Consider the following 13,699-nt stretch of genomic DNA (forward strand, 5'->3'; position numbering starts at 1 on the left):
GGCGGCGCCCTCGGCGGAGGCCCAGCCGACCGCGGCCGCGACCCCGCCGCAGACCGGGTGGGGCGCTCCGGCCGCGCAGCAGCCCGGTGCGGGCTACCCGCCTCCGCCGCCGCAGGCTCCTCCGGTCCCGCAGGCTCCCCCGGTGGTCCCGGCGTCTCCGGCGCCCCAGCCGTCCCCGGTGCAGGGGCGGCAGGACCCGGGAGGGTTCACGCTGCCACCGCAGGGGCCGCAGTTCCAGCCCCGCTGAGCCGTCACCGGCCCACAGCGACGCCCTGTCACCGGGGGCCGTTCCGGTCCCCCATGGCCGAGGGGCCGTCACTCAGGGGTGCCCTGGGGCGTCTTGTATCCGCGCTGCCACTGCATGCCGAACCCGTACAGCCGGTCCAGCTCGGCCTGGAAGCCGTAGACATAGCGCACCTCCCGGCGCACCGTCAGCCGGCCGTCCTTGTTCTCTATCATGATGACGGCGCACGAGCGCGCCTGAGGGGCGCGCTCGTCCAGCATCACTTCGATCCGCGGCCCCACATACGGGAAGAGCGTCACCACCGCATGGGTGCGGTCGAAGGCGGGGGTGCCGTCGTAGATGTAGACGAAGATCAGCAGGCGCTTGAACTGGTCGCGCTTGTCCAGGTTGACATACATGGTCTCGCCGGACGGAGCACCGTACCGGTCGTCCCCGCTGAGCTTGATGAACGGCGGCCGCTGCAGGTCACCCAGCAGATTGCCCAGCGGCTGGACCACTCCCCGGCTGCCGTCGGCCAGTTCGTACATGCACCCCAGATCGAGGTCGACGTTGACCATCGGCCGACTGGACGCCTGCGGCTGCATCGGCCGGAACAGCGAGGGACGCAGCAGGCCGCCGCGGCGCTGGTGCGGCAGCAGGTCGGCCTCCCGCATGGTCCAGTGGAGATTGATCTGCAGATGCCCGGTGACCGCCCCCTGGTCCGTCAGTGAGACCAGTGGCGCCGCTTTGGTCAGCGTCACCTTGTTGAGACCGCTTGCGTCCACGGCCTGACGGGACCCCCTGCGCAGCAAGTCCCACAGCGCAGTCAACGATGCCACCCCCGAATAGCGGTTCTGCCCAGCCCGAACTGACGGCGGAGCAGCGCCGGTCCACCACCAAGTGGTTACCCGCGCCACCCGCTCCGAGCACCAGCTTTCCGTACTCGACCGGAAAACGACGGACCGCCCCCGCCTCGGCGTGCACCCTCCGTCCTCACCGCTTACTATGCGGCCCTCCGGACGCGATATCGTCGTGCCGCACAGGTGTCCCCGCCGCCTCTCGCGGCACGACCGTCAGTCAGGGCACCTTCCTCATCTGCCCGTTGCACGGCCCGAAAGCCGAGGCTCACTCCGCATGACTCTCTCCTCCATACAGATGGTCTGGGCTGTGGTGGGGGGCGCCGCACTGCTCTTCGCGGCGATCCTCCTGCTCATGCTCCGCACCAAGCGGGTCCCCTCCGACGCGCAGAACCAGGACTCCTGGGAGCGCAGTGAGGAGCGCCGCCGCCGCAAGGAGATGGTGTACGGCATCGCCTCCTACGTGCTGCTGTTCTGCTGCGCCGCGGTGGCCGCCGCGCTCTCCTTCCACGGTCTGGTGGGCTTCGGCCGGGAGAACCTCAACCTCTCCGACGGTTGGGAGTACCTGGTGCCCTTCGGTCTGGACGGCGCCGCGATGTTCTGCTCGGTGCTGGCGGTGCGCGAGGCCAGCCACGGTGACGCGGCCCTCGGCTCCCGGCTGCTGGTGTGGTTCTTCGCCTTCGCCTCGGCCTGGTTCAACTGGGTGCACGCCCCGCGCGGCGGTGGCCACGACGGCGCCCCGCAGTTCTTCTCCGGGATGTCCATCTCGGCCGCGATCCTCTTCGATCGGGCGCTGAAGCAGACCCGCAAGGCCGCGCTGCGTGAGCAGGGCCTGGTGCCGCGGCCGCTGCCGCAGATCCGGATGGTCCGCTGGCTGCGGGCGCCCCGCGAGACCTACGCCGCCTGGTCGCTGATGCTGCTGGAAGGCGTGCGCAGCCTGGACGAGGCGGTCGAGGAGGTACGGGAGGACCGGCAGGCCAAGCTGGACTCCAAGATCCGCGCCCGCGCCGCCGACCGCCGCGAGCGGGCCGAGCTCAAGGCCATCGCCCAGCAGGGCCGGGTGTGGAGCGGCAGGCGTGGCGGCCGCCAGGTGCCGGCTCTGACCGCCGGGGCCGAGCAGTCCGCTACGGAGCCTGCCCCAGTACGCGAGGACGCACCGGTCGGAGCCGCGGCCCTGGAGCCGGCCTCGCTGACCGGCCGGCGTGCGGTCGAGGCCGCGCCGGAGTCCACCGCCCTGCCCGCCGGCCGGACCATCGACCTCACGGCGGACGACGACACCCTGGCGATGCCCCGGCTGGACTCCCTGGAGCGCAAGCTGCGGGCGATCGAGCAGACCCTGGGCTGACCGCCGGACGGGCCGCCGGCCCGCCCCGCAGCCCCGACGGCCGGACCGCGCACCTTCGCGCGGTCCGGCCGTCGTCCGTGGGCGGCAGTCTCCATGCCCATGGGGCTTGGTCTCCGTGCCCGTCGGGTGTGCGCCTGCGGTTCCGTGGACGGCCGGGTCGTCCCGGGGCCGCCGTCCATGCCCGGCGGACTGCGGCCGGCCTCCTCGGCCGCTGTTCCGGCCCGCTGCGACCGGCCTTCACCGCGCCCGCCGTCCGGGCCCACCGGCGGCCGGGCGGCAGGATGCGGGCAGACCCTCCCAAGGGGGACGGTCAGGCGCCCCACCTGCCCTGATGTCCTCCCGCAGGACGCTGGGCGGCCCTTAGAGTGGTGCCCATGAACGCCCGCCCAGCGACTTCCACCACGCTCAGGGAGATCAACTTCCGGGCGGTCTTCGATGTGATCCGCGCGGGTGCGCCGATCTCCCGCGCGGAGGTGGCGCGGCGCTCCGGGATCTCCAAACCCACCGTCTCCGCGCTCCTCCAGGAACTGCTGGAGACGGGACTGGTGGTGGAGACCGTACGCGAGGAGCTGGGGCCCACCTACGGAGCCCTGTTCTTCGCCCCGCGCCCGGACGCCGCCCATGTGCTGGCGCTCGACATGGGCGCGCGCCGGCTGCGGGCCGCGCTGGCCGACCTGGCGGGCGAGACACTGATCCGGCGCGACGCCGAGGTGGCCGGGGTGGACGCCCCCGGAATGGTGCGGGTCGCCGCCGGGCTCGCCCAGCAGCTGGCGGACGACGCCGGGATCGACCGGACGGGCCTGCGGTACGCCGTGGTGGGCCTGCCCGGGGTGGTGGACCGGCGCGAGGGGCGGGTCTGGCAGGCGGCCAACATTCCGGCGCTCGACGGCTTCCCGGTGCAGCAGGCCTTCGAGGACGCCCTGGGGCTTCCGGTCACCGTGGAGAACGACCTCCATCTGGCGGCCCTCGGGGAGCAGTGGCGCGGCGAGGGGCGGGACACCTCGGACTTCTGCTTCCTCTCGGTGGGGACCGGGGTCGGCGCGGGTCTGGTGCTCCGCGGTGAACTGCACCGGGGCTTCGCGGGGGCGGCGGGCGAGCTCGATCTGGCCTTCAGCGGGCCGGAGGACGGCTTCCACCCGGACGACCCGTGTGCGGCGGCCCTCATGCGGCACGCGGCCGGGGTGCTGGCCGAGGGGCAGGAGGCGCTGACCCCCGAGGGGCTCTTCACCCGGGCTCGCGGGGGCGATCCCGCGGCCCTGGCGGTGGTGGACGAGGAGGCCCGGCGGATCGCCGCCTATGTGGTGCCGGTGGCCGCGGTGGTCGATGTGGAGCTGGTGGTGCTGGGCGGCGGACTGGGGCTCAACGGGGACCTGCTGCTGGAGCGGGTGGCGGGGCAGCTCGCCGGACGGCTGCCGTACCCGCCCCGGGTGGCGGTCTCTGCGCTGGGCGACGCCGCGGTGCTCACGGGAGCGGTCTCGGTGGGGGTGCGGGAGGCCCTGGAGCAGATCATCGGCCGGCGCTTCGAGGCCCAGGGACACCGCCGCCCCGGCGTCCGGTGAGGACGGCGGGGCGGCGGCACGTCACGGCGGTCCGGGGCGGGCCCGGCTGCCGGTCGGGAGGCGTCAGACCTTGGTGGTCGGGACGGCCTCCGACTCAGCCGAGGCCCCTTCGGCTTCCCCCAGGCGGCGGTTCCTCATGATCGAGGAGGTGAGCGACGCAAGGATGAAGGCGACGCCGATCAGGCCGGTGACGATCTCCGGGATGTCGTGCTTGATGGAGACCATCAGGATGATCGACAGGGCACCGATGGCGTAGTGCGCGCCGTGCTCCAGGTAGACGTAGTCGTCCAGGGTGCCCTTGCGGACCAGGAACACGGTGAGCGACCGGATGTACATGGCGCCGATGCCGAGGCCCAGCGCGATCTGGAAGATGTCGCTGGTGATGGCGAAGGCACCGACCACGCCGTCGAAGGAGAACGACGCGTCCAGGACCTCCAGGTAGAGGAAGAGGAAGAAGGCGGCCTTGCCGACCACTCCGGCCACGGAGGCGTTGGCGTTCTTGACCGCCGGTGCGGCCTCGCCGTCCTCCTGCTCGTCGCCGTCCTCGTCCTCGTCCTCGAGAGTCCCCTCGAAGACATTGGCCAGACCGTTGACCGCGAGGTAGGTGATCAGGCCGAGGACGCCGGCCAGCAGCACGGTCTCGGCGTGGCTGCCGCCGAAGAAGTTGGCGGAGAGCAGCAGGACGACCATGGCGACCAGCACCGAGAGCTGGTCCAGCTTGCCGATCTTCTCCAGGGGGCGCTCGATCCAGCGGAGCCACTGGTAGTCCTTGTCCTCGAAGATGAAGTCAAGGAAGATCATCAGCAGGAACATGCCGCCGAAGGCCGCAATGGCCGGGTGGGCGTCATGCAGGTGCTGGGCGTAGGTGAGGCCGGCGTAGGTCTTGTCGGAGTGCAGCGCCAGGTCGATCACGGTCGACGGACCGATGTGCGCGGTGAGCCCCACCACCAGCAGGGGGAAGACCAGCCTCATACCGAAGACGGCGATCAGCACGCCGACGGTGAGGAAGATCTTCTGCCAGAAGGGGCTCATCCGCTTGAGCACCGACGCATTGACGACCGCGTTGTCGAACGACAACGAGATCTCCAGGACGGACAGGATCGCCACCACGCCGAACCCGGTGGGGCCCCAGAAGAGCCCCGCCGCGATCAACCCGATGACGGTGATGGCGAAGGACCATCCGAAAGTGCGGAGGAACACGGGAGGTCGGTTACCTTTCGTCGGTGGTCAGGCCAGCGACAGGTTTCCCCCGCACTGCCCGCAGCTTTTTACTGAACGTTGACTCCAAAGTCTAGGACGATCCCCCGCAGACCCGAGGCGTACCCCTGGCCCACTGCGCGGAACTTCCACTCACCCTGGTACCGGTAGAGTTCGCCGAAGATCATCGCCGTCTCGCTGGAGGCGTCTTCGGTGAGGTCGTAGCGGGCCAGCTCGCTGCCGTCCGCCAGGTTGACCACCCGGATGTAGGCATTGCGGACGTGCCCGAAGGACTGCATCCGCGCCTCGGCCTCATAGATCGAGACCGGGAAGACGATCTTGTCGACCTGCTGCGGAACCAGGTCCAGGTTGACGACCACGACCTCGTCGTCACCCTCGCCCTCGCCCGTGAGGTTGTCGCCCTGGTGCTCCACGGAGCCCTCGGGGCTCTTGAGGTTGTTGTAGAAGACGAAGTACTCGTCACCCAGCACCCGGCCGTTGGCGCACAGCAGTGCGCTGGCGTCCAGGTCGAACGGCGCACCCGTGGTGGAGCGCGCGTCCCAGCCCAGGCCGATCTGGACCTGCGTCAGGTTGGGTGCTGCCTTGGTGAGGGAGACGTTGCCCCCCTTGGCGAGCGTGACGCCCATGGTCGTTCTTCCTCCCATTCCCCGCCGTTCGCGGGGTCTCCCGGACACCGGACCGGCCTACCGCACCTGTGCCGCGTGGAGCACGCACCATGTCTACGCCCCCACCGGCCCGGTGCGGATGCCCCCGGCCCGCTGAACTTGCTGAACTCGGCCGCCGGCGCCCGTGCGGCTGTGGTCCGCACGGGCGCGGGGCCGCCGGGCTGCGCATGCCCGGCGGCCCCGCCGCGACCGTGGTGTCCCCTGGACTCAGACGTTGACGCCGAAGTCCTGGGCGATGCCGCGCAGGCCCGAGGCGTAGCCCTGGCCGATGGCCCGGAACTTCCACTCGGCGCCGTTGCGGTAGAGCTCGCCGAAGACCATGGCGGTCTCGGTCGAGGCGTCCTCGGACAGGTCGTAGCGGGCGATCTCGGAGCCGCCCGCCTGGTTCACCACGCGGATGAAGGCATTGCGGACCTGGCCGAAGTTCTGCTGACGGGTCTCGGCGTCGTAGATCGACACCGGGAACACGATCTTGGCGACATCGGCTGGCACCCCGGCGAGGTTCACCTTGATCTGCTCGTCGTCGCCCTCGCCCTCACCGGTGAGGTTGTCCCCGGTGTGCTCGACGGAACCGTCGGGGCTCTTGAGGTTGTTGAAGAAGACGAAGCCGCCGTCGGACGTGACCTTGCCGGCCTCGTTGACCAGCAGGGCGCTGGCGTCCAGGTCGAAGTCGGTCCCGGTGGTCGTACGGACGTCCCAGCCCAGGCCGACGATGACGGCGGTCAGGCCGGGCGCCTCCTTGGTGAGCGAGACGTTGCCGCCCTTGCTGAGGCTGACACCCACGAGTCCTCCAATGGTCGGGGAGCACATCGGCGTGCCCCCGCGGTGCGGTCTGCCCGGGCCGGTACGTCCGAAACGGCCGACCAGGGGTTTCTCTCCAGCCAACGGCCCGATCGTAGTGCCGGGTTCCCCCGGTGGGGAGCAGGCGCACCCCGCTGTCTGCGGGCGGGCGGCGGCGGTGCCTCAGAGAGCGGCGATCGCCTTGAGGTACTCCTGCTCGTCACGGGCGTCGGGGATGGCGTTGACCACGGACCAGCGGACCACGCCGTCCTTGTCGATGACGAAGGTGCCGCGCACCGCGCAGCCCTTGGTCTCGTCGAAGACCCCGTAGGCGGTGGAGACGGCCCCGTGCGGCCAGAAGTCGGAGAGCAGCGGGTACTCGAGGCCCTCACGGTCGGCGAAGACCCGCAGGGTGAACGGGGAGTCGTTGGAGACCGCGAGGATCTGCACCTCGTCGTTCTGCAGCCGGGGGAGCTCCTCCTTGATGGCGCAGAGCTCTCCGGTGCAGACCCCGGTGAACGCGAACGGGTAGAAGACCAGGACGACGCTCTTCTCGCCGCGGAAGTCGGAGAGCTTGACCAGCTCACCGTGCTGGTTCTTCAGCTCGAAGTCCGGTGCCTGGCTGCCGACCTCGATCGCCATGGGTGCGACCCTCCTGCTCGACTGCACCGCCCCGGGCGGAGCGGCCGGTCACATCCTTGCACCCGGCCGCCGGGCGCGCCGGGCGGGGTCACACGGCACGGCTGCGTTCGCCCTCGGTGAACACAGGGGCAGCGGGCAGACCCCGCCGGATTCGCTCCGGCAGGGTCTGCCCCGGCGGCCGCTGCTTCGGCCTGCCGACGGCGGTCCGCTCAGCGCTTGGCCGGGCGGGCGGTCTTGGGGGTGGCCAGGCGGGTGCCGGCCCAGTCCTTGGCGACGGTCACCGAGCTGGTCTGCGAGAGGCCTGCGGTACGGGCGGCGTCGGCGATGTCACTGGCCTCGACATGGCCGTCGCGGCCGGTCTTCGGGGTCAGCAGCCACACCAGGCCGCCGTCCGCCAGGTACTCCTGGGCGTCGACCAGGGAGTCGGTGAGATCCCCGTCATCCTCACGGAACCACAGCAGTACGGCGTCGGCGACGTCGTCATAGTCCTCGTCGACGAGATCGGTGCCGGTGACACTCTCGATCCCGTCCCGGAGCTCCTGGTCGCAGTCGTCGTCGTACCCGAGCTCCTGGACCACCTGTCCAGACTCGAAGCCCAACCGGAAAGCCGGGTTGGACCTGTCCTCCGCGGGGTCCGCGGTCGCGCTCACGGGAATGACCTCCTGTATCCGGCCCGGCGCCGGTGCCGGGCTTGTGGCCGTAGTCCACACGGGCTGGGCTGTTAGCGCAAGTACCCGGCGCACGTTCCCGCCCAAACGTTGACGTGTCGCATCAAGCTTCGTCGCCGATTGTGGCGGCTGCCACACCCTTTTGTCCCGATCTGGCCGGGCGTGGCGGAGCCTGGCGACGCCTCCCGGTCACTACCCGGCCACGGGCCACCCATCCCTGCGACATCTGCGGCACGCGCGCCGGATGGATACGCACACCGCTCACGGGCGGTTCGCGACCCCCCGCGGGGGTGCCCGGCATGCGGGCGCCGTTCGAGGGCACCGCGAGGCGCGGCGTAGAGTCTTCTGTCGGCCCTCACCTCGCCTTGACCGGCACCGGTCGGGCCACCTCGTCGTAACAACCGGCACCGAAGCGTGCGGGCGCCGAGGGAGCGGGCAGCGCCGCCCGCTCCAGCGTGCGGCCGACGTCTCGACGCCTGACCGGCCTGCCAAACCGGCCAAGCCGGTTACCCATCGGTAGAGATGACGGATCTCCGAGCGCGGTACACGATGGAGGCGGCGCGACACCATCTCAGTTACGACCGACAGTGAAGGAACAGCGTGGCTTCCGGATCCGATCGCAACCCGATCATCATTGGCGGCCTTCCCAGCCAGGTCCCGGACTTTGATCCTGAGGAGACCGCGGAGTGGCTGGAGTCGCTCGACGCGGCCATCGACGAGCGCGGCCGAGAGCGCGCCCGCTACCTGATGCTGCGGCTGATCGAGCGCGCCCGCGAGAAGCGTGTCGCCGTGCCCGAGATGCGCAGCACGGACTACATCAACACGATCGCGACCAAGAACGAGCCGTTCTTCCCCGGCAACGAGGAGATCGAGCGCAAGGTTCTCAACGCGACCCGCTGGAACGCGGCCGTGATGGTCTCGCGGGCCCAGCGCCCCGGCATCGGCGTCGGCGGCCACATCGCCACCTTCGCCTCCTCCGCGTCGCTCTACGACGTGGGCTTCAACTACTTCTTCCACGGCAAGGACGCGGACGGGGCCTCCGGCGACCAGATCTTCTTCCAGGGCCACGCCTCCCCCGGCATCTACGCCCGGGCCTTCCTGCTGGACCGGCTCTCGGAGCAGCAGCTGGACTCCTTCCGCCAGGAGAAGTCCAAGGCTCCGTACGGCCTCTCCAGCTACCCGCACCCGCGCTCGATGCCGGACTTCTGGGAGTTCCCGACCGTCTCCATGGGCCTCGGCCCGCTGGGGGCGATCTTCCAGGCGCGGATGAACCGCTACATCGACGCGCGCGGCATCAAGGACACCTCCCAGTCGCACGTCTGGGCGTTCCTCGGCGACGGCGAGATGGACGAGCCGGAGTCGCTGGGCCAGCTGTCGCTGGCGGCGCGTGAGGGCCTGGACAACCTCACCTTCGTCGTCAACTGCAACCTGCAGCGCCTCGACGGCCCGGTGCGCGGCAACGGCAAGATCATCCAGGAGCTGGAGTCGGTCTTCCGCGGCGCCGGCTGGAACGTGATCAAGCTGATCTGGGACCGCACCTGGGACCCGCTGCTCGCCCAGGACCGCGACGGCGTGCTGGTGGACAAGCTGAACACCACCCCGGACGGCCAGTTCCAGACCTATGCGACGGAGACCGGCGCGTACATCCGGGAGCACTTCTTCGGAAGCGACCTGCGGCTGCGCAAGATGGTCGAGTCCATGACCGACCAGCAGATCCAGCACCTCGGACGCGGCGGCCACGACCACCGCAAGGTGTACGCCGCCTTCAAGGCCGCCCAGGAGCACAAGGGCCAGCCGACGGTGATCCTGGCCCAGACGGTCAAGGGCTGGACGCTGGGGCCCAACTTCGAGGGCCGCAACGCCACGCACCAGATGAAGAAGCTGACCGTCGAGGACCTCAAGCGGTTCCGCGACCGGCTGCACCTCCCGATCACGGACAAGGAGCTGGAGTCCGGCGCGCCGCCGTACTACCACCCGGGCCGTGACTCGGAGGAGATCCAGTACATGCACGACCGCCGCAAGGAGCTGGGTGGCTACATGCCGACCCGCAAGGTGCGGCCGACCAAGCTGGAACTCCCGGGTGACGACACCTACAAGGCCCTGAAGAAGGGGTCGGGCAACCAGTCGATCGCCACCACGATGGCCTTCGTCCGGCTGCTCAAGGACCTGATGCGGGACAAGGGCATCGGCAACCGCTTCGTGCCGATCGCCCCCGACGAGTACCGCACCTTCGGCATGGACTCGCTCTTCCCCTCGGCGAAGATCTACAACCCGATGGGGCAGACCTACGAGTCGGTGGACCGCGAGCTGCTGCTGGCGTACAAGGAGTCCCCGACCGGGCAGATGCTGCACGACGGCATCTCCGAGGCCGGCTGTACCTCCTCGCTGATCGCGGCGGGCTCGTCCTACGCCACGCACGGGGAGCACATGATCCCCGTGTATGTCTTCTACTCGATGTTCGGCTTCCAGCGGACCGGCGACCAGTTCTGGCAGATGGCCGACCAGCTGGCGCGCGGCTTCGTGCTGGGCGCCACCGCCGGCCGCACCACGCTGACCGGTGAGGGCCTGCAGCACGCCGACGGCCACTCGCAGCTGCTGGCGTCCACCAACCCCGCGGTGGTGGCCTACGACCCGGCGTACGGCTTCGAGATCGCGCACATCGTGCAGGACGGCATCCGGCGGATGTACGGCTCCAGTGCCGAGCACCCGCACGGCGAGGACGTGTTCTACTACCTCACCGTCTACAACGAGCCGATCCAGATGCCGGCCGAGCCCGCCAATGTGGACGTGGACGGCATCCTCAAGGGCCTGTACCGGTACCGGGCGGGCGAGGCGGGCCAGATCCCGGCCCAGATCCTCGCCTCGGGTGTCGCGGTCCCGTGGGCCCTGGAGGCGCAGCGCATCCTCGCCGAGGAGTGGAACGTCAAGGCCGACGTCTGGTCTGCGACCTCCTGGAACGAGCTGCGCCGCGAGGCGGTGGAGTGCGAGCAGCACAATCTGCTCCACCCCGAGGAGGAGCAGCGCGTGCCCTATGTGACGCGCAAGCTCACCGGCTCCGAGGGCCCCTTCGTGGCGGTCTCGGACTGGATGCGGGCGGTACCGGACCAGATCTCCCGCTGGGTGCCGGGCACCTGGCAGTCGCTGGGCGCGGACGGCTTCGGCTTCGCCGACACCCGCGGTGCGGCGCGGCGCTTCTTCCACATCGACGCGCAGTCGGTGGTGGTCGGGGTGCTGACCGAGCTGGCCAAGGAGGGCAAGGTGGACCGCAGCGTGCTGAAGGCGGCCATCGACCGCTACCAGCTGCTGGACGTGGCTTCGGCCGACCCGGGTTCGGCCGGCGGCGACGCCTGATCCGCACCCGTACGCCTCGCACGGCGTGACCCCGTCGCAGGGGCCGGACTCCGCACCCGGAGGCCGGCCCCTGCGGCATGCCGGGGGGCTGGTGGCCCTCACTCCGGAGGGCGGGTGGCGCAGGCGCAGGCAGCAGCTCTCCCGAACACCACCGGCCCCGGCTCCGCCGGTGACGAGACCGGACGGGCCGGTCGCTGCCGTCGGAGCGGTCAGGGCGGTCCGGGCGCCCCCACGACGGCGCTCGTGCCCCGTGTGCCGCCCCGGGCAGGGTGCAGCGGTGGCGGCGACGGCGGCCGCTGCGGCAACCGTCGGAGCATCGGCAGTGGGTGCGGCAGCAGCGCCGGGAACAGCGGCAGGGTGCAGCATCGGACACAACCTCCCCCCTGAGGGCGTCCACCTCGGACGCCGGTCCACGACCAGGCTGACGCCCCGGCCGGGGCCCACGCCAGGGTTCCCCCGCGGAGATCACTCGAACGAGTGTCCGATCACGGACTCCATGGACAGACGGAGCGGCCCCGCCTCCGAGGGGAGGCGGGGCCGTCGCATCCACCGCTGCCGATCGCCCGGCCGGCGGCTCCCGGCCGCCCAACGCCGATCGGCCGCCTTACGCCGACCGGCTTCCGGGCTGACGCCCGGCCGCTGCCGACGAGGTGTCAGATGTGCACGGCGGGACCGGCGTCCACACTGCCGCGCTTGGTCAGCAGGCCGAGTCCGGCCGCCACCAGCGCGACCACCGCCGAGACCAGGAACGCCAGCGACATCCCGCTGACGAAGGCGTCATGGCTGACCCCGGTGATGAGCTGCGCCACCGGCGCGGGGGTGCCCTTGGGCACCGGGGCCGCCCCCACCTGCACGGCCTGCTTGAGCCCCTCGTACTGCGCGCCGGAGACCGGCGGCAGCTTGGCGGCGGCCCACTTCTGCGGCAGCACGTCGTCCACCTTGGCGGCCATCAGCGCGCCCAGCACGGCGGTGCCGAGGCTGCCGCCGACCTGCATCGCGGCCTGCTGCAGTCCGCCGGCGACGCCGGAGAGCTCCAGCGGGGCGTTGCCCACGATGACCTCGGTGGCGCCCACCATGACCGGGCTGAGGCCGAGGCCCATCAGCACGAACCAGAGCGACATCACGCCGCCGCCGGAACCGGCCTCCAGGGTGGACATCCCGAACATGGCCGCCGCGGTGAAGAGCATGCCGGCGACGATCGGGATCCGCGGGCCGATCTTGGCCATCAGCGCACCGGCGATCGGTGACCCCACGATCATCATGGCGGTCATCGGCAGCAGGTGGACACCGCTGTCGACCGGCGACATACCGTGCACGTTCTGCAGGTAGAAGGTGACGAAGAAGACCGCCCCGAAGAACGAGAACGCCATCAGCACCATCAGCAGGGCGCCCGCGGAGAGCGAGACCGAACGGAAGAGGCCCAGCGGGATCAGCGGCTCGGCGGCCCGGGTCTGCCAGTAGGCGAAGGCCACACCCGCGACCACCGCACCGCCCATGAAGGCCAGCGTGCGGGCGTCGCCCCAGCCCCAGGCCGGCGCCTTGATGATCCCCCACACCAGCAGGAACATCGCACCGGAGAGCAGCACGATGCCGGGGACGTCGAAGGACTTCGCCGCCTTCTCCGAGCGGGCGTCGCGCAGGATCCACAGACCGAGGGCCAGGGCGATCAGGCCGACCGGGATGTTGATGAAGAAGACCGACTCCCAGCTGACGTGCTCCACCAGCAGTCCGCCAACGATCGGGCCGGCCGCGGTGGAGGCGCCGATGACCCCGCCCCAGATGCCGATCGCCATGTTGAGCTTCTCGGCCGGGAAGGCGCCGCGCAGCAGACCCAGTGCGGCGGGCTGCAGCAGGGCGCCGAAGAGCCCCTGGAGCACCCGGAAGGCGATGATCAGCTGGATCGAGCCGGCGAAGCCGATGGCCGCCGATGAGGCGGCGAAGCCGACCGCGCCGACCAGGAAGGTGTTGCGGTGGCCGAACCGGTCACCGATCTTGCCCGCGGTGATCAGGAAGACCGCGAGCGCCAGCAGATAGCCGTTGGTGACCCACTGGATGTCGGCGAGCGAGGCGCCGAGGTCCTTGGCGATCGCCGGGTTGGCGATCGCCACGATGGTGCCGTCCAGGGCGACCATCATCACGCCCACCGCCACGGTGAGCAGGGTCAGCCAGGGATGGCCCCGCAGGCCGCCGTTCCTGCTGGGCGGTGTCGCGTCCCGCTTCTCGGTGGTGGTCTTGGCGGCTGTCTGACTCATCGACGTCCCTCCCGGACGGGGGCGGCACCGGGTGGTGCAGCGCTCGGTTGTGCGGCGGCCGCGCCAGGCCAGAGGGGCCACTGCGCGGTCGCGCAGGGCCGCTCTGCGGCCGCTCCGCGGTCCGCGCGTCGCTGCCGCA

At 70.8% G+C, this 13,699-nt stretch carries 10 protein-coding genes and 1 pseudogene; 4 read left to right on the forward strand and 7 right to left on the reverse strand.

Going from position 1 to position 13,699, the window contains the following annotated elements:
- Nucleotides 1-247 (forward strand): annotated as a pseudogene (locus AOK09_RS41335) (TerD family protein); the annotation flags it as partial.
- 68 nt (nucleotides 248-315) lie between these two features.
- Here the strand turns inward: AOK09_RS41335 and AOK09_RS19170 are convergent.
- Nucleotides 316-1,008 carry a TerD family protein gene (locus AOK09_RS19170; RefSeq protein WP_245687366.1) on the reverse strand — a complete coding sequence of 231 codons (693 nt, stop codon included), beginning with the start codon at nucleotides 1,006-1,008 and terminating at the stop codon, nucleotides 316-318.
- Between the two features lie 349 nt (nucleotides 1,009-1,357).
- On the opposite strand from AOK09_RS19170, the gene AOK09_RS19175 reads away from it, so the two are divergent.
- Both AOK09_RS19175 and AOK09_RS19180 read left to right on the forward strand, forming a co-directional pair.
- Entirely contained in the window at nucleotides 1,358-2,425 is a 1,068-nt protein-coding gene (locus AOK09_RS19175) for a DUF2637 domain-containing protein (protein ID WP_055588433.1), read from the forward strand.
- Between the two features lie 374 nt (nucleotides 2,426-2,799).
- Nucleotides 2,800-3,984 (forward strand): ROK family transcriptional regulator, encoded by a 1,185-nt coding sequence (locus AOK09_RS19180; RefSeq protein ID WP_055588434.1) that lies wholly within the window; start codon nucleotides 2,800-2,802, stop codon nucleotides 3,982-3,984.
- A gap of 63 nt (nucleotides 3,985-4,047) precedes the next feature.
- On the opposite strand, the gene AOK09_RS19185 is transcribed toward AOK09_RS19180, so the two are convergent.
- From AOK09_RS19185 to AOK09_RS19205, 5 genes are all read right to left on the reverse strand, one after another.
- Entirely contained in the window at nucleotides 4,048-5,184 is a 1,137-nt protein-coding gene (locus AOK09_RS19185; RefSeq protein ID WP_055588435.1) for a DUF475 domain-containing protein, read from the reverse strand.
- Nucleotides 5,185-5,252: 68 nt separating this feature from the next.
- Nucleotides 5,253-5,828: a TerD family protein gene (locus tag AOK09_RS19190; RefSeq protein WP_055588436.1), complete on the reverse strand. Its 576-nt coding sequence runs from the start codon at nucleotides 5,826-5,828 to the stop codon at nucleotides 5,253-5,255.
- Between the two features lie 246 nt (nucleotides 5,829-6,074).
- Nucleotides 6,075-6,650, reverse strand: a complete 576-nt coding sequence (locus tag AOK09_RS19195) for a TerD family protein (RefSeq protein ID WP_055588437.1) — start codon at nucleotides 6,648-6,650, stop codon at nucleotides 6,075-6,077.
- A 180-nt stretch (nucleotides 6,651-6,830) separates the two neighbouring features.
- Entirely contained in the window at nucleotides 6,831-7,289 is a 459-nt protein-coding gene (locus AOK09_RS19200; protein WP_055588438.1) for a peroxiredoxin, read from the reverse strand.
- A gap of 209 nt (nucleotides 7,290-7,498) precedes the next feature.
- A complete protein-coding gene (locus tag AOK09_RS19205; RefSeq protein WP_055588439.1) occupies nucleotides 7,499-7,939 on the reverse strand; it encodes a DUF3052 domain-containing protein in 441 nt (146 codons plus the stop codon).
- A gap of 618 nt (nucleotides 7,940-8,557) precedes the next feature.
- On the opposite strand from AOK09_RS19205, the gene aceE reads away from it, so the two are divergent.
- Nucleotides 8,558-11,308 carry a pyruvate dehydrogenase (acetyl-transferring), homodimeric type gene (gene aceE, locus AOK09_RS19210; protein WP_055588440.1) on the forward strand — a complete coding sequence of 917 codons (2,751 nt, stop codon included), beginning with the start codon at nucleotides 8,558-8,560 and terminating at the stop codon, nucleotides 11,306-11,308.
- 653 nt (nucleotides 11,309-11,961) lie between these two features.
- On the opposite strand, the gene AOK09_RS19215 is transcribed toward aceE, so the two are convergent.
- A complete protein-coding gene (locus tag AOK09_RS19215; RefSeq protein ID WP_055588441.1) occupies nucleotides 11,962-13,560 on the reverse strand; it encodes an MFS transporter in 1,599 nt (532 codons plus the stop codon).
- Between the last annotated feature and the right edge of the window lie 139 nt (nucleotides 13,561-13,699).

Source organism: Peterkaempfera griseoplana (assembly GCF_001418575.1).
In the GTDB taxonomy this organism is placed as follows: domain Bacteria; phylum Actinomycetota; class Actinomycetes; order Streptomycetales; family Streptomycetaceae; genus Peterkaempfera; species Peterkaempfera griseoplana.

Excerpts from the sequence above, each read along its gene's own strand:
- AOK09_RS19175 (WP_055588433.1), top strand. The coding sequence starts at position 1,358 with ATGACTCTCTCCTCCATACAGATGGTCTGGGCTGTGGTGGGGGGCGCC.
- AOK09_RS19180 (WP_055588434.1), top strand. The coding sequence starts at position 2,800 with ATGAACGCCCGCCCAGCGACTTCCACCACGCTCAGGGAGATCAACTTC.
- AOK09_RS19190 (WP_055588436.1), bottom strand. The coding sequence starts at position 5,828 with ATGGGCGTCACGCTCGCCAAGGGGGGCAACGTCTCCCTCACCAAGGCA.
- AOK09_RS19200 (WP_055588438.1), bottom strand. The coding sequence starts at position 7,289 with ATGGCGATCGAGGTCGGCAGCCAGGCACCGGACTTCGAGCTGAAGAAC.
- AOK09_RS19215 (WP_055588441.1), bottom strand. The coding sequence starts at position 13,560 with ATGAGTCAGACAGCCGCCAAGACCACCACCGAGAAGCGGGACGCGACA.